Raw genomic sequence first — 17,781 nt, 5'->3', positions numbered from 1 at the left:
GTGACAGATGCGAACGTCGGACACCTGATCCGCCGGCAACGCGGACTGGCCCGCCTCAGCCAGATGCACCTGGCGCATGAGATCGGCATCTCGCCACGCCACCTGAGCTTCGTCGAACTGGGCAAGTCGAAGCCGAGCCGCGACTTGCTGATGAAGATCGCCCAGCATCTGGACGTGCCGCTGCGGGAGCGGAACGACTGGCTGCTGGCGGCCGGATACGCTCCCCGTTATCCGGAGACACCCCTCACAGGACCGGCGCTTGCCCGGGTCCGGGCCTCGTTGCAGGCGCTGCTGGACACGCACGAGCCGTTCCCCGGCGTCGCAATCGACCCGCAGTGGAATGTGCGGCTCAGCAACCGTGCTGCGCGCCGACTGGTCTCCGGAATCCCGGAGGACGTTGGCGGCACGCCGACCAACCTCTTCCGTACCGCCCTGCACCCTGCAGGACTCGCCGGCCGCACCCTGAACTTTCCGCAATGGTCCGCTTACCTGCTGCGCCGGCTCGACCGGGCCGTCGTGCGAACCCAGGACCCCCGCCTTGCCGCGCTCGCCGACGAGATCGCGACCTGGCCGGCCATCCCGGAACGCCACACCTGGAGCCATCTTTCCGAGAACGAAGCAGACGACCCGGTCCTGTCATGGCGGCTGGAGCTCGAGGGTGAGGAACTGTCGATGTTCAGCATCCTGAGCACCTTCGGGACCCCGATGGACGTCACCCTGTCCGATCTGTCAATCGAGCTGTTCTTCCCTGCCGACGAGCAGACCGAGACGATCTTGCGCCGCCACGGTTGAGGGATCCTGCGGGTGTTCTCGGCGCGATCGCACAGCAGCCATGCCCGCGGTGAGCACGCCCGCGGGACCGGGGCAGACCGCATCACGCAGGGGCAAGACCCCGGGCCGCTCGATGGGGATCGCCCATAGGAGTAGGCGCCGAGGGAACTTCCGCCATCCACCAGCGGGGAGACGCGCGTCGTCGCGGCGGTGCCCGAGGGTGCTCTCCTCGTCACATGTGCTCGCGCAGCAGGCACCACGTCGAGGTGTCCACGGGGCACCTCGACGTGCAGCACGGCCGTCTTCCTCGGCACCGGCCCCTGGAGGGCAGAGGGGCTCGACCGACTCCATCTGACCGATTTGTCACAGATGACGGCCTTGCTTGGTCTTTCTGGTAATCGCGGTAATTCTCCGACCGCACGACCGATCCCACCCAGACTAAGGACGACGGTTCGATGACCACAAAGAGCTTCGAGGCCTTGGCGCTCGGTAAACAATCGAACAGGCTCGGTCTCCCGGACACGGCGATCGCGATGCTCGACGAGCAGGGAGCCGTCGTCGGGTGGACGCAGGCCGCCGAAGACCTCGTCGGGCACTCGGCCGCGGATGTGGTGGGTCGGTCGGCCGCACTCGTGCTGCCGCTGTTCGGAGAGCGTCAAAGCACGTCGGACTTCGTCAAGCACTGCCGTGCCCAGAACGGCTGGTCGGGAACCACCGCGGTGCGCCATCGGGACGGACGCGTGATCGAGGCGTGCCTGCGGATCACGATGCTCCGCGGCCTGGCTGGAGCGGTGCGGTGGCTCGTCTCGCTGGTCGACACCGGCACGCTCTCCGGGGAGGCGATGAGCAGCCTGGTGAGCGGGCCGCTCCTGGGCCGCGCGCCGATCGGGGTCGCCGTGCGCGACCCGCAACTACGGTGCGTGTTCGTCAATGACGTGATGGAGGAGCATGACGGCATTCCTTGTGACCGGCGGCTGGGACGCCGGCTCACCGAGGTGCTTCCCGGTCCCAGGACGGAAGCGCTCGAGGAGATGACGCGGCAGGTGCTGCAGAGTGGCACCACGAAGGTGCACGAGTATCGAACGTGGCTGCCGGTGAGCATGGGTCGGGCACACCCCCTCGCGGCTTCGTTTCACTGTCTCCAGGGCGCCGGCGGCGAATCTCTCGGGGTGTGTCTCGTCAGTGCCGACCTCGCCGAGAGCCGTTTGATCCGGGAGCGGCTCGCGGTGGTGGGCGAGGCCGGTACACGGCTCGGCGGGACGCTCGACGTGATGCAGACCAGCCAGGAACTGGCCGACCTCGCGGTACCGCTGCTGGCCGACTTCGTCGCCGTGGATCTGGACCACTCGGCGCCGTCCGGCGACGGCTCTCCGATCCGTGTGGGGTCGGGCGGCGAACGCCGCCCCGCGCTGCGCCGTGCGGGGCTGGCCTCGATCCACGCAGGGGCTCCGGAATCTCCGTGGGTGCGCGGCAAGCCGGTCACCGTGCCGTCGGCCTCGCCGTTCGCCGCGGTCCTGAGCACGGGCAAGTCGCACCTTGAGCCGATTCTCGACTGTGCACCTGGTATCTGGATGGACGAGGTTCCGGCGGTTGGGGAGGCGCTCCGCACGCACGGAGTGCACTCGCTGATGGTCGTCCCGATCCGTGCGCGGAGCGCCGTGCTCGGCGTGGTGCTGTTCGTCCGCACCGAGGACCCCACGCCGTTCCAGGAGAGCGACCTGCTGCTGGCCGAAGAGCTCGTCGGGCGCGCCGTGCGGGCGCTGAACAATGCCCGCCAGTACGCGCGTGAGCAGACCGCGGCCCTGACCCTGCAGCGCAATCTGCTTCCGCGCAGGTTGCGGGGTGGCACAGCGGTCGAGGCGGCCTCGCGCTACCTCCCGGCCGACATCGACCACGGCGTCGGTGGTGACTGGTTCGACGTGATCCCGCTGTCCGGAGCGCGCGTCGCCCTCGTCGTCGGCGACGTCGTCGGGCACGGCCTCCACGCCGCGGCGACCATGGGGACGCTCCGCGCCGCCGTCCGCACCCTGGCCGATCTGGAACTGCCACCCGCCGAACTGCTGTCGCGCCTGGACAACACGATCCAGCGACTGGTCGAGGAGGAAGACACCGAGCCCGCGGACGGCACGGCGGCCGTCATGGGGGCCACCTGCATATACGCCGTCTACGACCCGGCGACCCGCGTGTGCACCATGGCCAGGGCGGGGCATCCCCCGCCCGCGATCATCGACCCGCAGGGCCGGGTCACCTTCCCGGACCTGCCCCCCGGAACCCCGCTCGGCCTCGGTCTCGGTCTCGGAGAACCGTTCCAGCCCGTGGAGCTGGAACTGCCCGAGGGAAGTCTGATCGCGCTCTACACAGACGGCCTGGTGGAGTCCCGCGACCACGACATCCAGGACGGCATGAACAACCTGGGAGCCGCCCTCGCCGAACCGGACCGCGCCCTGGAAGACCTCTGCGACCGTGCGACGAACTCCTTCTTGGAGCAGGCATCGTGCGACGACGTCACCCTGCTCCTGGTCCGCACCTGCTCACTCGGTACCCGGTCGGCCTCCTGGACACTGCCCAGTGACGATCATGCCTCAGGCAGCGCACGGCAGTTGGTGACCGGCCAGCTGCGCGCATGGGGACTGGGCGATCTCGCGGACTCCACGAAGCTCATCGTCAGCGAGCTCGTCACCAACGCCGTACGCCACGGATCCGGCACGGTCACCCTGTGCCTGAAACGGCACACCGTCCTGACCTGCGAGGTGTCGGACACCAACGTCGGCGTTCCGCAGTTGCGCAACGCCGACATCACGGACGAGAACGGCCGCGGCATGTTCCTGATCGCTCAGCTCTCCCGCCGATGGGGATCGCGACCGGCGCCGGGAGGCAAGGTCGTCTGGGCCGAACAAGATCTACCGGACGATGGCGACGCCCGGTCACGTGAGCTGCGGGTCGCCTGACCCAACCCCGGCGCCGGGCTCACGGTCTTGCGCGGCGCTGACGGGGCCTGCTGGTGAGGCCGAGGAGGGTGAGCCGCTCGGCGGTCGCGGTTCCGGCGACCGGCGAGAACAGGGCGAGGACCTGGGTGCGGTCCTCGTCGATCAGGGACTGGCAGTCCAGATCGAGCAGGCCGACCTCGGGGTGCAGGATCCGTTTGCGGCGGAACCGCATCACGGCGACGTCGTGCAGATCCCACAACGCGGCGAACTCGGGGCTGGCGCCGCGCAGTTGGTCGACCAGGGTGCGGGCGGCGTCGTCGTCGCGGCGGCCGACGGCGGCCCGCAGGTCGGCGACCAGGGCCCGCGACTCGTAGGAGTGGTCCTCGACCGGGTACCCGCAGCGCGTGCCGGGGTCGGTGAACCAGCGGTAGATGATGCTCGCCTCGGGGCCGCTGCGGCCGGTGAGGTCACCGAACACGGCACGGGCGAGGTGGTTCTGGACCAGCGTGTCACCAAGGTCGGTCATCACCTGCGCGGGCACGTCGTAGAGCCGGTCGAGGACGGCCAGCAGGGCCGGGGCGACGTGCCGGTCGCCGCGCCTGCGGTCCGGCACGTTCAGGCCGCACAGCCGGTAGAGGTGGTCGCGTTCGTCCAGGCTCAGCCGCAGCGCGCGGGTCAGTGCGCGCAGCACCGACTCCGACGGCGTCGCCGTGGCCCGCTCCTGTTCGAGGCGGGTGTAGTAGTCGGTCGAGATGCCCGCGAGCCCGGCCACCTCCTCCCGGCGGAGCCCCGGAGTACGGCGCCGCCCGGCCGCGGCCAGGCCGACGTCGGCAGGGCTGAGTGCCTCGCGCCGGATGCGGAGGAACTGGGCGAGCTGCTGGGTGTCCATGACGAAGAGTCTGTGCTCCCGGCGAAGCGGTAGCCAGGGACAACCTCACTCTGCCTATCGCGCGCCCGACCACCGACGCTGGGCTGCACCGACTCACGTACGGAGAAATCGCATGGCTACTGCCCGCACATGGTTCATCACCGGCGCCTCGCGAGGGCTCGGCGCGCTCTGGGCCGAGGCGGTCCTCGAGCACGGGGACCAGGTCGCCGCCACCGCACGCGACGCAGCGGTGTTCAAGCCGCTCGCCGACCGCTACGGCAGCCGCCTGCTGCCGCTGGAACTCGACGTCACCGACCGGGCTGCCGTCGACGCGGCGGTCGATGCCGCCGAGCAGCAGTTCGGCGGCATCGACATCCTGGTCAACAATGCCGGGCACATGCTCCACGGCGCGGTCGAAGAGGTCGGCGCGGATCAGGCCCGGGCGCAGATGGACGTCAACTACTTCGGCGCGCTGTGGACGACCCGGGCCGTACTGCCGGGGATGCGCGAGCGCCGTTCCGGCAGGATCATGCAGGTCTCCTCGATCGGCGGGCTGGTCGCCTACCCGGCGCTGGGCATCTACCAGGCCTCCAAGTGGGCCCTGGAAGCGATGAGCCAGTCCCTGGCCGCCGAGGTCGCGGTGTACGGCATCCACGTCACACTGATCGAGCCGATCATGTTCCCCACCGACCTGGCCGCGGCCTCTCCGCAGTCGCGGCCCAACCCGGCCTACACCCACGCCCGGGAGGCTTTGTACGCCGGTGCGCGTGCGAGCGGTTTCGTTCCGGGTGATCCGGCCGCGACCTCGGCGGCACTGCTGGCGGTGGCCGACGCCCCGAAGCCGCCGCTGCGAGTGCTGTTCGGTGCGGGCGGCCTCGATGCGCTGCGCACCGAGTTCGCCGGCCGGCTCGCGGGGCTGGAGGAGTGGGACCACATCTCCCGCCTCGCCCAGGGCAACCCCGCGGGGAGGTGACCGCCATGACCCGCACCGTCCACGAGTAACTCGCCGACGTCGTTCCGCTGCTGCCCGAGCTGCCGTTCAGCGACCTGGCCACGACCCGTGAAACGGTGCGGCAGGCCTTCGAGGCCGTCGAGCCCGGTCGGTGTGCCTCGTTGCCGTGGCCGGGCGGATGTTCGTCAGGCCGAGGCGCCGCTGTCGATGACCAGGTCTGCGCCCACGACCGAGCCGGCAGCGGGAGAGGCGAGGTACAGGACTGCGGCTGCCACTTCCTCGGCTTCCGCGACCCGGCCGAGCGGGTTCTCCGACTTCATCCGCTCCGCGCGGTCGGCCTCGGTCTCGCCGGGGCGCAGGGACATGGGCGCGTCGGAGGCGCCCGGGCTGACCGCGTTGATACGGATGTTCTGGTGGATGTGGTCGAGGGCGGCGGCGCGGGTGAGCGCGGAGACCGCTGCCTTTGAGGTGATGTAGGCGGCGGCGTTCGGGATCCGCCGGTGTGCGCCCAGGTTGGCGGAGATGTTGACGATGGTGCCGCCGCCGTTGTCCTTCATGTGAGCCATCTCGTGCTTCATGGCCAGCCACACGCCGGTGACATTGGTCCGCAGAACCGCGTCCCAGTCGTCTGCTTCGATTTCGCCGGCGGGTACGGCGCCGCGGAAGGTGCCGGCGTTGTTGACCGCGACGTCCAGACTGCCGAAGCGGGCGACGGTCCTGCGTACGAGGGTGTCGAGCTGTCCGGAGTCGGTGACGTCTGCGGTGATGGCGGCGGCGGTGCCGCCTGTGGCTTCGATGAGGCTGACCGTCTCGTCGAGAGGCGCCGCAGTGCGGCCCGCCGCGACCACGGACGCACCCTCGGCGGCGAAGGCGATCGCGATCGCACGGCCGAGGCCGGAGCCCGCGCCGGTGACGAGCACGGTCTTGCCGGTGAAGCGGTTCATTTCGGTGACTCCTTTGGGTTGTGTGATGACAGGGGCGTGTGTGACGGATGGTGATGTGATTCGCCGGCCTACTTGGTGCGGCGGCAGTGCAGGAAGGCCACAACGGCCAGCAGAGCGCCGGTCGCAGCCAGGGACGAGGCGTCGCTGCCCAGGGTGAGCAGGACGGCGAACAGCACAGTCGGGCCCAGCTCCATCGCGGTGTTCAGGACGCCGCCCGCGAGTCCGCTCTGCTCGTGGGGAACACCGTCGGTGGCGAGTACGGCGGCTGCGGCGAAGGAGGCGGCAGCCCCGAGCGGCAGCACGACGAGGCCGGGCAGCAATCCGTACGCGTAGGGAGCGTGCACGTCGAACCCGGTGAACGCGAGGAGCGCAAGCCCGGCAGCGGCTGTGCCGAGGCCGGCGGCCGCGACGACTCGGGGCCCGTACCGATCGATGAGCGGACGTGCCGCGCGTCCCGACGCGATCAACGCCACGGCGAACGGAACGAAGGCGGCCGAAGTCTGCAGCTGCGACCATCCGCGGTCCTGCTGCAGGTGAAGGGAGAGGACCACGAACGTCATCCCGGTCCCGCACGCGCTCAAAGCGGTGGCCGTCAAAGCCATCGCCCGTCGCCGGTCGAGGAGGAAGCTCGGAGGCAGCAGTGGATCGCGGGCCCGGTGCTCGACGTACCAGAACGCGGCCACCAGTGCGGTCCCGCCGAACAGCGGTCCCATGACGCCCGCCGACAGCCAGGGCCGGGCGTCTGTGGCGACGAATCCGTAGCTGGCGAGGGTGATCCCGGCGGTGGCGAGCAGCGCGCCCGGCAGGTCGAGCGCTCTGCCGCGGTTCGGCGTGGTGCCCGGCAGCAGCCTGCGGGTGAGGGCGAGGGCCGTGACCGCCACCACGAGGGGCACGCCCAGGGCCCAGCGCCACGAGAGCTGGGACGCGATGACGCCGGAGAGCAGGTTGCCCGCCGTTGCGCCGAGCACGGACAGCCCGCCCCAGGTCGCCATGGCCCTGCCGTAGTCGGCGGGCGCGGGGAAGACGGTGCGCAGCACGGCCATGGCGGCCGGCGCGACGATGGCCGCGCCCGCACCCTGGGCGAAGCGCGCGACGAGCAGCACCCCGATGCCCGGGGCGAGCGGGGCGGCGGCAGACGCCACGGCGAAGAGCAGGAGTCCCGCGATGAAAGCACGCCGTCCGCCGTAGCGGCCGGCGAGACTTCCGCCGAAGAGCACCAGTCCTGCGAAGGACAACCCGTAAGCGGCACTGAGCAGGATCAGGTCGGCGCGGTCCAGACCGAACTCGCGGCCGATGTCGGGCAGCGGTACGGCGATGGCGGAGAGCGTGTAGATGAGCGTGGTCTGCGCGCCGGCGAGGAGGACGAAGGCTCGCCGGTTCCACGAGGCGGCGGCGCGGACGGTGCTGGGGGCGGCCATGGATCTCCCCAATTATTTGACCGATCGGTTCAATTTCTAGAGCGCGTTGTACGAGTCCAGTCACATGCGCAAGGGCGGCCGGCTGTCCGTCCCGATGCAACCGACTAGGCCAACAGCGCCAATGCCTGCTCCGCCGCGCTCTGCACCCGCGCGGGATCGTTCGACGCCTTGCCGACGACCCGCATGCCCTGCATCAGGACGAGGAGCAATCGGGCCAGTGCACGCGGATCGCGGTCCTCCGCGAGCTCGCCCTGGGCCTGGGCCCGTACGAGAGCGGAGTACAGCGTGGTCTCGACGTGCTCCCAGCTGATCTCCACCCGGCGGGCGGCCGCATGGTCGTGCGGGGCCAGTTCCGCGGCCGTGTTGGTGACGAAGCAGCCGGTCAGCCGTACCTCCGGCGAAGTGGCCTCCGCAGCGAAGCGGCGCACCACGGCACGCACCGCCGGCAACGCCGGCCCCGGCTGGGACAGTTGCTCGATGACGGGCGGGTCGCGCATCTCGACGTACCGGTCCAGCGCCTTGAGGTACAGGTCGTGCTTGCTGCCGAAGGTCGCGTAGATGCTGGCGCGACCGATGCCGAGATGCTCGACGAGGTCCGCCATCGACGTCGCTTCGTAACCGAGGCGCCAGAACAGCTCAAGAGCCGACTGCAACACCGCGTCCGGATCGAATTCCTTGGTCCTGCCCACACGCTGAATGTAGGCCCATCTAGAACGATCGGTCAAATAGCTGTCGTGGTGACTGGCGTCCTGTCGGGCTGCGCGGCAGGAGCAGCGATCACGCGCTCGACGGAGGGAGTGGGGATGGTGAGACGGGCCTTCGCCGTGTCGGTGCCGTGAAGTGCCGGACAGGCTCAGGCGCAGCCGGCGCGATGGTCGGGGCACTCGGCCGGCACCCGGCGGCGCCCCGCCGACCGGGTGCGCGAGCGGACTGCCCCGGAACGGCATGGCGTGATCCGGTGAAGCGGCCCCAGGAGGCGTCCACCCGGCCCGCGGCGGCGTTCTGATCAGTACCCGGGCGCATGAAGGGCATACGCCGTTGACGTCGGTCGCAGTTGCGCACGGGGCGAGGCCGGAGTGACTGTGGCAGGCGATAGACAGCAGGCATAATCTTAAACTCGGGGTGTCGGCCCGCTGGTCTTCGTAGCAGCCGCGACGGGGCAGAGGACCAGTCGGCATTACGGAGGGTGATAAATGAGTCGCGTCTCGCAAGCAGAAGCGAGGGCCAACCGGGAGCGAACGGTGGCCGCGGCCTCTCGGCTGTTCCGTGAGGACGGTGTTGCCAAGGTCGGCATTGCGGATGTGATGAAGGCGATCGGACTCACTCAAGGCGGCTTTTACAAGCAGTTCGCCTCCAAGGCCGCGCTCGTCGACGAGGCGACCGCCAAGGCGTTCGCCGACAATTTGCAAGACCTCGTGACTCTCGACCACGAGGCTGGGGGGCACCAGGCGGCGTGGCAGTCGCTGCTTGAGTCCTACTTCTCCGTCGAGCATCGCGACAGCCCCGGCACCGGCTGTCCCGCAGCCGGTTTCGCGGGCGACATTGCGCGTGAGCCCGAGCACAGGGAGACCTACGCCAGGGGCGTCGAGGAACTCGCGGGGTGGATCGCGCCTGGTGACGCCGGCCTGGCCGCCTATGCCACGCTCGTCGGCGGCATACTTCTCGCCCGTGCCACCGCAGGCACGCCTTTGTCGGAGCAGATCCTGCAGGCGGCACATGCAGCGGTGGCGAGGGCTGCCGACAGTGGTCAACCGGCGACCGGCTGACGTGTACGCCACCCGGGTGTCCTGAACGTCTTGACGCCCCGAGGGGTCAGTGCGCCGTATGCGCAGCGCCCCGCAGCGCCGACCCCGCGGTACGGGGCGTCGGCATCCACCCGGTCTTCCAGGGGCAACCCCCACGGCCGACCCCGTCGCACCTCATCCGCCCCCTCGCGACGCAACGCGGTGGACAACTTGCCGAAGCAGCGCGGGCTCTGCCCGGTGAACGGGGCTGTCCAGGACGGTTCCGACGCTGTGATCACACCAGCCACTGCAGGATCCTCACACGGCTTCTGCCGGCACAGGCATACGAGTCATCCGGTGGACAGACGGAGATCTCCGGCCCGCATCTCGCACCGGACCCGGCCGGAGGAAAACGTGATCTCCAGGGCAAGGCGCCCGTTGTCCGGGCCCTCTTCCCGCACTGCCAGGACCGTCTCGCCGAGGTGGTCCGCAAATGGCGTCTCACCGCTGATCGGTCCGACTTCAATACGGCCGTGCCCTCCCATGTCGTATCCCTCGTAGGGGGCAGACGCCTCGACGATCAGGCACCAGTCAGAGCCGGTCGTGATGCGGGTGGCGACCTCGTTGCTGTCGATCAACCACACATCCAGCGGGTCGGACGGGGCCTCCGCGTCATACAGGTGCCGAGACACGATCACCCGCTCAAGGCGCCGTCCAACCAAGTGCACAGGATGCATGCCAACTCCATGCAGTGGGCACTGGTTCAACCTCTCGGACTCCACCCCACGACCGTACCGTCGACCAAAGCACCAGCTCACGCGCCATTAGGGGACCTCGCGTTCGAAACCACGGCCGGTGTGGTTCCTGTCCCCGAAGAGAGTCTGTCGGGGGCGCTCTGGCCGAAGCTCGCATTGGGCTGCCGGGAGGGCCGAGGAGGGTCTCGCGTTCGTCGGCCTTGGCCCCGGTCAGGGCGAAGGCGATGGGCAGGCCCTGAAGGGTGCAGATCGGGTGCGGGCGCAGGCCCCAGAAGATGCGGCTGCGGCCGGCGCAGTAGCCGTATTCGCCCCAGCCTGCCAGGTCGGAGCGTTTGACGGTCTCGCGGGAGCGGCGCATTCCACCGGGGTGGAGTCCACGACCCATACGTCGTCGGTCCACACCGAGGTGGTGATGGCCACCATCCGATTGTCGCTTCGCATCAGACCGGCGGCCTTGCGCATCCGCTTGTTGTAGCCGAGCTGCTTGGGCAGGTAGGGGAAGAGGTGGCGCGGGTGGGCACGGGCATGGCGGAGTCGTTTGGCCTCGGAGGTGTAGCCGAGTATGGCCTGCATCGTGGCGAGGGCGACCAGTTCGGCATCGCTCGGGCGGGGCGTAATGCCGACCGGTGGGCGTCACGGCGCCAGGTCGGGATGTTCCTTCGGCATGTCGTCGGTCGTCGCATAGGGTGCTGTCGCGAGGGGGTCCACGTCGTTCGTCACAAAACGATCTTGGGCGCCCTCGTTCTCGTTCCGCAGGCACCCCTTGGACCACACCACAAGGAGGGAACCAGTGTCATACCCGCAACTGCTCACCCCCGAGGAGAAGCTCGCCGACGCGAAGAGGCTGTTGAGCCTCCCGCGTATCGTCGTGATCTGCGGCTCCACGCGCTTCATGACCGAGATGAACGAGGCCGATCTGCGGCAGACCGAAGCCGGAAAGATTGTCGTCAAACCGGGCTGTGACATGAAGTCGCCGCACGAACTCTGGTCCGATCCTGCCGAGGCCGAGGCGCTGAAGGTTCGACTCGACGATCTGCACCGGGCGAAGATCCGGCTCGCTGATGAGGTGCTCGTGGTCGGCGACTACATCGGAGACAGCACCCGAGCCGAAATCGCCTACGCCCGGTCGCTGCGCAAGCCCGTGCGCTTCACGCACCCCGAAGTCGACCCCGACGCCTGACCGCCCGCTGCCACCTCGACAACCAGGGCCGGCAGCCCGCCGCCTGACCGTCTCGCGGTGGCTTCGGCCGCCGCCCACCCCGCACTCTCCGCAGGCATCCCTTGGAACTGTGGCCCGGTTCGTTGGGGGAGTATCCGCGGGCTGCCCACCCGTGAACCCGAGTCGTACTGCGACGCCGCGTCGACGCCCGTATCGCGGTGACCGCGCATCGAGGCCGGGACCATGGCCCACGTGATCATGGGGGTCACGGTCGGCGGCCGGTGCCCAACACGGTCATCCCGTGCCCGAACGCCGCCATGTCGCAGGCCGGTTCGCGGCGTAGCAGTACCAGGCGGCCAACTCGTCGGGTCGCGCCGCCGCCGCGTGGGGTGGGGTCAGTCGGTGGTGGTGATGTGGCCGTCGCGGAGTTCGAGGACGCGGTCGGCGAGGGCGATGAGCTGGGGGTCGTGGGTGGCGACGAGGGCGGTGACGCCTTCGCTGTGGACGACGGCGCGCAGGAGTTCCATGACGGCGCGGCCGGTGTCGGCGTCGAGTTGGCCGGTGGGTTCGTCGGCGATGATCAGGGCGGGGCGGTTGGCGAGGGCGCGGGCGATGGCGACGCGTTGCTGCTGGCCGCCGGACATCTCGCCGGGGCGCTGTCCGGCGTGGCCTTGCAGGCCGACGAGGGAGAGCAGGAGGTTGACGCGTTCTTCGCGTTCGCGGCGGGGGGTGTTGCGCAGGCGCAGGGGGACGCCGACGTTCTCGGCGGCGGTGAGGATGGGTAGCAGGCCGAAGGACTGGAAGACGAAGCCCATGCGGTCGCGGCGCAGGGCGAGCAGGTCGCGTTCGGGCAGGCCGTTCAGGGTGGTGCCGTCGACGGTGACGTGGCCGGCGTCGGCGCGGTCCAGGCCGCCGATGATGTTCAGCAGGGTGGTCTTGCCCGAGCCCGAGCGGCCCTTGAGCGCGACCAGTTCCCCGCGCGCCACGGAGAAGGAGACTCCGCCCAGGGCGTGCACCGCGGTGTCCCCGGTGCCGAAGGCGCGCACCAGGTCCTCGACCACGACCATCGCCTCGGAGGCCGCCCCGTCGCCCGCCGGGCCCTCACGCCGTTCCAGCAGTCCCTCACTCATGCCGGTCAGCATAAGGGCCACCAAGCGGTCCCCTGTTCACACAGTGGAAACACATGCAGGCCTAAGATTGCGATGAACATCCGATCGGCTGCCACCCACTTCCGAGTGGTCACGGGGCAGCTGGGTCACGTCGTGGCGTGGGTGCAATGTGTGCTGCCGCCCAGCCCCGCGGTGACCTGGTCGACCATTCGTAACACACTGTTACCTCGCCCGGCTCGACCGCTTCGGCCAGGACGTCCGCCGCACGGTGGGGCAGCTGGACGACACCGTGCTGAGCGGGGAGACGACGGTGGGCAGCGAGCTGTCCGCGCTGGCGGAAGGCCTGGGCCGCACCCTGCTGGTGAGCCGCTCGACGCTGCTCATCAGCGCCCTGCAGCTGATCGTCCTGGCGGGTCTGGCGCTGATGCTGATGGCCGGCCTGCTCGCCAGTGAGCGCTCCGAGGAGACCGCCGCCGATCCGGTCCAATTGCGTGAGCTCCTCATGGGCCTCGCGCAACGCCGCGTCCAGTACGGCGCCGAGGGTGACTTGCGCGTCGAATGGCATCTCCTGTTGGACGAAACCGACGTCGCGGGGCCGTGAGATGCTTCCCGCGTCGGGCTCGTCCACGCCCGCGAGAAGCCGCAGCAGGGTGGATTTGCCGACGCCGTTCTCCCCGATCAGGCCGATGCGCTGACCGGGGGAGACGGTGAAGCAGACACCATCAAGAAAGCGACGTCCACCCGGAGTCCGGACGAGGTCGTGGGCGAGCAGAGCGGGCCGAGGTACGGGGTAACGTCCCGGCGGGATCGGTCGGTTCTCGGCCCGCCGGGTGCGACGTCCTCGGACGCCAACCAGGTCGCACGTCAGCGGCTCACACCACCGGTGCGCCCGTCTCCTTGAGCACCCCGTCGGCCAGCCGCAGCCATCGGGTGATCCCGATCTCGGCGAGGAACCGCTCGTCGTGGCTGACCACCATGAAGGCACCCTGGTAGGAGTTGAGCGCGCTCTCCAGCTGGCCCGCGCTGAGCAGGTCGAGGTTGTTGGTGGGCTCGTCGAGCAGCAGCAGGTGCGGCGCCGGCTCCGCACACAGAACGCACGCCAGGGTGGCGCGCAGCCGCTCGCCGCCGGAGAGCACACCCACCGGCAGGTGGGCCCGCGCGCCCCGGAAGAGGAACCGGGCGAGCAGGTTCATCCGCTCCGCCTCGGGCCGCTCGGGCGCGAACGCGGCGAAGTTCTCCGCCACAGTGCGGTCCAGGTCCAGCAGATCCAGTCGCTGCGACAGGTACGCGATCCTCCCGTCGTTGCGCTTGATCTCCCCGCCGTCCGGAGCCAGGACCCCGGTGACCAGCCGCATCAACGTGCTCTTGCCGGCGCCGTTGGGACCGGTCAGCGCGATGCGCTCGGGCCCCCGGACGCTCAGGTCGACGCCGCCCGCCGCAAACACCTCGTGGTCGCCCAGGCGGACCCGCATGCCCTCGCCGAGGAACAGGTTGCGGCCGGCCGGCACCTGGGTGTCCGGCAGCTCCAGCGTGAGCCGCTGCTCCTCGCGCAAGGCCCGCCCGGCCTCGTCGAGGCGAGCCTTCGCATCGCTGACCCGGGAAGCGTGCATCGTGCCGGACTTGCCCGCGGCCTCCTGCGCGCCGCGCTTCATGTTGCCGGCGAAGATCTTGGGCAACCCGGCGTTCTTCAGGTTCTTTGAGGCATTGCTCGCCCGGCGCTCGGCGCGCTCGCGGGCCTGCTGCAGCTCCCGCTTCTCCCGCTTCAACTCCTGCTCGGCGTTGCGGACGTTCTTCTCGGCAACCTCCTGCTCCGCTCGGACGGCCTCCTCGTACTCGGTGAAAGTACCGCCGTACAGGCGCAGTTCGTCGCCGCCGAGTTCGGCGATGCGTTCCATGCGGTCCAGCAGCGCACGGTCGTGGCTGACCAGGAGCAGACAGCCGTTGAAGTCCGACAGCACGTCGTAGAGCTTGTGCCGGGCCTGCAGGTCGAGGTTGTTGGTCGGCTCGTCGAGCAGGAGGACGTCGGGACGCTTGAGCAACTGGGCGGCGAGCCCGAGGGAGACCACCTGGCCCCCGCTGAGCGTGCTCAGGCTGCGGTCCAAGGTGAGGTCGGCCAGACCCAGACGGTCGAGCTGGGCGCGGGTGCGCTCCTCGATGTCCCAGTCGTCACCGATGGCGGCGAAGTGCTTCTCGTCGACGTCCCCGGACTCCACAGCGTCCAGGGCGCGGATCACCGCGGCGACGCCGAGCACCTCGGCGACCGTGAGGTCACTGGTCAGGGGCAGGGTCTGCGGGAGGTAGCCGAGCGTGCCGTTCACCGACACCGAGCCCGTGGCGGGCTTCAGCTCACCGGCGATCAGCTTGAGCAGGGTGCTCTTGCCGGAGCCGTTGGGCGCTACCAGGCCGGTACGGCCGGGTGTGACGGAAAAGGACAGCTCGTGGAAGACGGGGGTGTCGTCGGGCCAGGCGAAGGAGACGTTCGAGCAGACGACAGCGGCATCGGACATGGAAATGACCTCGGAGGTACGGGGGCAGAGCGTAGACCTCTGCCCTGGGCAGACGTGGGAGAAGGGGTACGACGAAACGGACCACCTCGGCAGCGCTCCTGAGCGCCGGCCGGTGGCCGTCAGATCCGGATCTCACCCGGAGATGTCGTCGTCACCCACCACGTCTGTGACTCCTCATTGCCGTCCAATGTCAGCCATCAGCATAACAACACGTTCCCGTCTCCGGACCCTGCCATGATCACGATCGGCGGTTCCCGCTGCCGACCAGGCGGCGCCCGGAACTCTGCGGCGTTCGGCGTGCGATCACGACTTCGGCGGGAGCCGGCGGCGGGTGCGAGTCAGGCACGGAGAAGCAACCGCGCCACGCAGACCTCCGCCGAACAGGAGCCTTGATCAGGGGACAGTTCGACGGCAAGACAGCCGTTGTCACTGGGGGTAACAACGGTATGGGCCGGCCACCAGCTTCCTGCCCTCGGGGGCTGAACTCAGGTGAGGTCGAAGGTGACGCTCACGGAGCCGTTCCAGTCCGGTGCCTCCATGAGCGTGAGGGCTCCATCCTTTGCCTCGACGACTCCCACCGTGATCCTGCCGCGATCCTCACCCGGAAACGCGACGGAGAAGTGGGGATCCATCTCCATGAGGAAGTCCCAGCCCTCGCGCTGGGTCGTGTCGAGTGCGGTGGCATGCCGACCGGTTGCCCGCCACTTGCCGGCCGCGCGACACGGGAGCGCGCCCGAACACCCCAACCGCCCTGAGGCATTAGCCAAGACAGGGCGAGGCCGCTGCGGGAATTGCCGTCCGTTGCGGTGACCGACATCTGGCGTTCATACCTGTCGCACCGCTCCGGTCGACCGTGCTTCCTAGCGTCCGTGAGTGCGCGCAGCGCTGACCTGCCGCAGCACGCTGTCAGGTTCGGAGCGCTGCTGTCCGGTCGGTGTGCGGCTGCACCCGACGACGCGAAAGGCCCCCGGAATGTCCGAAGAACCCAAGCAGACCAGAATCTCCCGTCGCAACGCGCTCGGCCTGTTCGGCGCGACAGTGTCCGGCGCCGCCGCCGGTCCACTGGTCCTCGGCGCCGGAACCGCCGAGGCGGTCCCGTCGAAGTCGGAGGTCACCGGTCTCACCACCGGCTCGGCCACCACTCCCGTCCAGGGCCTGCACCTGACCTTCGGCGCCGACCCGCGCAGCCAGATGGTCGTCTCGTGGGTCACCGACGCGGCCGTCAAGAACCCCCGGGTCGTTTACGGCACGCTGAGTGGCGGCTTCGGCTCCACGGTGCACGCGAGGACGAAGACCTACGTGGACGGCACCTCCGGGCGGACCGTCTGGGTCCATCACGCGCTGATCAGCAAGCTCAAGGCCGACACCGACTACCTGTACGCGGCCCAGCACGACGGCGCCACCCCCGACGCCGGCACCTTCCACACGGCGCCGTCCGGCCGCGCTCCGTTCACCTTCACCAGCTTCGGCGACCAGGGCGCGCCCAGTGTGACGTGGAAGACCGGAGCGAACCCGGCCGACGCATCGGGCCGGGACTTCGAGCCCAACGCCACGCCCGCCGCCGCCGACATCGTCACCGGCATCGAGAAGGTCGGCCCGCTGTTCCACCTCCTCAACGGTGACCTCTGCTACGCCAACACCGGGCCCGACCGCATTCGCGTCTGGCGCGACTTCCTCACCAACAACAGCCGCTCGGCGCGATTCCGTCCGTGGATGCCGGCCGCGGGCAACCATGAGATCGAGCTGGGCAACGGCAAGCTCGGTCTCGACGCGTACCAGACCTACTTCGAGCTGCCCTCGACCGAGACCCAGCCCGAGCTCGACAACCTCTGGTACTCCTTCACCGTCGGCTCGGTGAAGGTGATCACCCTGCAGAACGACGAGATCGCCCTGCAGGAGGGCGGCGACATCTACATCAAGGGCTACTCCGGCGGTCGGCAGCTCGCCTGGCTGGAGAAGGAGCTCAAGTCGGCACGGGCTTCGAAGGACATCGACTGGATCGTCATTTGCATGCACCAGGTGATGATCAGCTCGGCGACCGCCGCGAACGGCGCCGATCTCGCGCTGCGCGCGGCGTACGGCCCGCTGTTCGACAAGTACGGCGTCGACCTGGTGGTCTGCGGCCACGAGCACGACTACGAGCGCTCGTTGGCGGTGCGCGGAGTCGTCCCCGGCAGCGTCACCCTCACGCCCAACCCGAGCCAGACCGCACTCGACGTGGTCGAGAGCGAGCACGGCACCACGCACATGGTCCTCGGCGGTGGCGGCGTGTCCGGCATCACCAACAACAGCTTCACCACCGACGACGCCGATGGTCACGGGCATCACTCGGCGTACGTCCAGATGGAGCACGTCGGCAAGTACAACTCGGTCAAGGAGAAGGAGACGGCGGTCTGGATCGGCGTCCGCGACGCGGAGCATCCGTACGGCTTCGCCGAGTTCTCCGTCGACCCGGGCCGTCACCCCGGTGACATGACCCGCATCCACGTCACGTACTACAACATCATCACGCCCACAGGTGAGCTGTCGGTCTTCGAGAAGTTCACGCTCCAACGCCGTCGTAGTGACGGCGGCCACGGCCGGCACTGACCCACCGCGGCCGGCAGCAGTAGCCGTCAACGCCTGGGGCCGGGACGTCGTCCCGGCC

The 17,781-nt window shown here is 69.5% G+C and carries 14 protein-coding genes and 3 pseudogenes; 6 read left to right on the top strand and 11 right to left on the bottom strand.

The window, feature by feature from the left end:
• Both ACFW3D_RS20790 and ACFW3D_RS20785 read left to right on the top strand, forming a co-directional pair.
• Window positions 1-792 carry a helix-turn-helix domain-containing protein gene (locus tag ACFW3D_RS20790; RefSeq protein WP_500505713.1) on the top strand — a complete coding sequence of 264 codons (792 nt, stop codon included), beginning with the start codon at window positions 1-3 and terminating at the stop codon, window positions 790-792.
• A gap of 434 nt (window positions 793-1,226) precedes the next feature.
• On the top strand, window positions 1,227-3,719 hold the full coding sequence (locus tag ACFW3D_RS20785) for a SpoIIE family protein phosphatase (RefSeq protein ID WP_500505712.1): 2,493 nt from the start codon (window positions 1,227-1,229) through the stop codon (window positions 3,717-3,719).
• 19 nt (window positions 3,720-3,738) lie between these two features.
• Here the strand turns inward: ACFW3D_RS20785 and ACFW3D_RS20780 are convergent, their stop codons facing one another.
• Window positions 3,739-4,587 carry a helix-turn-helix domain-containing protein gene (locus ACFW3D_RS20780; protein WP_500505711.1) on the bottom strand — a complete coding sequence of 283 codons (849 nt, stop codon included), beginning with the start codon at window positions 4,585-4,587 and terminating at the stop codon, window positions 3,739-3,741.
• Window positions 4,588-4,699: 112 nt separating this feature from the next.
• Between ACFW3D_RS20780 and ACFW3D_RS20775 the strand changes: the two genes are divergently transcribed.
• The gene (locus ACFW3D_RS20775) at window positions 4,700-5,539 is read left to right on the top strand and encodes an SDR family NAD(P)-dependent oxidoreductase (RefSeq protein ID WP_500505710.1); all 840 of its coding nucleotides are present in this window, start codon (window positions 4,700-4,702) and stop codon (window positions 5,537-5,539) included.
• 164 nt (window positions 5,540-5,703) lie between these two features.
• On the opposite strand, the gene ACFW3D_RS20770 is transcribed toward ACFW3D_RS20775, so the two are convergent.
• From ACFW3D_RS20770 to ACFW3D_RS20760, 3 genes are all read right to left on the bottom strand, one after another.
• Window positions 5,704-6,462 (bottom strand): SDR family NAD(P)-dependent oxidoreductase, encoded by a 759-nt coding sequence (locus ACFW3D_RS20770; RefSeq protein ID WP_500505709.1) that lies wholly within the window; start codon window positions 6,460-6,462, stop codon window positions 5,704-5,706.
• Window positions 6,463-6,530: 68 nt separating this feature from the next.
• Window positions 6,531-7,880: an MFS transporter gene (locus ACFW3D_RS20765; RefSeq protein WP_500505707.1), complete on the bottom strand. Its 1,350-nt coding sequence runs from the start codon at window positions 7,878-7,880 to the stop codon at window positions 6,531-6,533.
• A gap of 104 nt (window positions 7,881-7,984) precedes the next feature.
• Complete coding sequence (locus tag ACFW3D_RS20760; RefSeq protein ID WP_500505706.1) at window positions 7,985-8,569, bottom strand: TetR/AcrR family transcriptional regulator; 585 nt, start codon at window positions 8,567-8,569, stop codon at window positions 7,985-7,987.
• A 504-nt stretch (window positions 8,570-9,073) separates the two neighbouring features.
• Between ACFW3D_RS20760 and ACFW3D_RS20755 the strand changes: the two genes are divergently transcribed.
• Entirely contained in the window at window positions 9,074-9,646 is a 573-nt protein-coding gene (locus ACFW3D_RS20755; protein WP_500505704.1) for a TetR/AcrR family transcriptional regulator, read from the top strand.
• 89 nt (window positions 9,647-9,735) lie between these two features.
• On the opposite strand, the pseudogene ACFW3D_RS20750 reads toward ACFW3D_RS20755, so the two are convergent.
• The 3 genes and pseudogenes from ACFW3D_RS20750 to ACFW3D_RS20740 all read right to left on the bottom strand — a co-directional run.
• Window positions 9,736-9,912: pseudogene (locus tag ACFW3D_RS20750) on the bottom strand (IS5/IS1182 family transposase); the annotation flags it as partial.
• Window positions 9,913-9,954: 42 nt separating this feature from the next.
• Complete coding sequence (locus ACFW3D_RS20745; protein ID WP_500505703.1) at window positions 9,955-10,341, bottom strand: hypothetical protein; 387 nt, start codon at window positions 10,339-10,341, stop codon at window positions 9,955-9,957.
• 93 nt (window positions 10,342-10,434) lie between these two features.
• Window positions 10,435-11,079, bottom strand: a pseudogene (locus ACFW3D_RS20740) (transposase family protein); the annotation flags it as partial.
• Window positions 11,080-11,149: 70 nt separating this feature from the next.
• On the opposite strand from ACFW3D_RS20740, the gene ACFW3D_RS20735 reads away from it, so the two are divergent.
• Window positions 11,150-11,539, top strand: coding sequence for a hypothetical protein (locus tag ACFW3D_RS20735; RefSeq protein WP_500505702.1), 390 nt, complete (start codon window positions 11,150-11,152; stop codon window positions 11,537-11,539).
• A gap of 374 nt (window positions 11,540-11,913) precedes the next feature.
• On the opposite strand, the gene ACFW3D_RS20730 is transcribed toward ACFW3D_RS20735, so the two are convergent.
• From ACFW3D_RS20730 to ACFW3D_RS20715, 4 genes and pseudogenes are all read right to left on the bottom strand, one after another.
• Window positions 11,914-12,585: an ABC transporter ATP-binding protein gene (locus ACFW3D_RS20730; protein WP_500505806.1), complete on the bottom strand. Its 672-nt coding sequence runs from the start codon at window positions 12,583-12,585 to the stop codon at window positions 11,914-11,916.
• 406 nt (window positions 12,586-12,991) lie between these two features.
• Window positions 12,992-13,435 (bottom strand): annotated as a pseudogene (locus ACFW3D_RS20725) (ATP-binding cassette domain-containing protein); the annotation flags it as partial.
• Window positions 13,436-13,499: 64 nt separating this feature from the next.
• Complete coding sequence (abc-f, locus tag ACFW3D_RS20720; protein WP_500505701.1) at window positions 13,500-15,134, bottom strand: ribosomal protection-like ABC-F family protein; 1,635 nt, start codon at window positions 15,132-15,134, stop codon at window positions 13,500-13,502.
• Window positions 15,135-15,619: 485 nt separating this feature from the next.
• Window positions 15,620-15,772 (bottom strand): hypothetical protein, encoded by a 153-nt coding sequence (locus ACFW3D_RS20715; protein ID WP_500505700.1) that lies wholly within the window; start codon window positions 15,770-15,772, stop codon window positions 15,620-15,622.
• A 334-nt stretch (window positions 15,773-16,106) separates the two neighbouring features.
• Here ACFW3D_RS20715 and ACFW3D_RS20710 point away from each other — a divergent pair, with 334 nt between their 5' ends.
• Window positions 16,107-17,723, top strand: coding sequence for a purple acid phosphatase family protein (locus tag ACFW3D_RS20710; RefSeq protein WP_500505698.1), 1,617 nt, complete (start codon window positions 16,107-16,109; stop codon window positions 17,721-17,723).
• Window positions 17,724-17,781: the final 58 nt, after the last annotated feature.

Source organism: Streptomyces sp. NPDC058864, from assembly GCF_042742985.1.
GTDB lineage: Bacteria > Actinomycetota > Actinomycetes > Streptomycetales > Streptomycetaceae > Actinacidiphila.
This window is presented reverse-complemented; position numbering and strand designations above follow the sequence as displayed.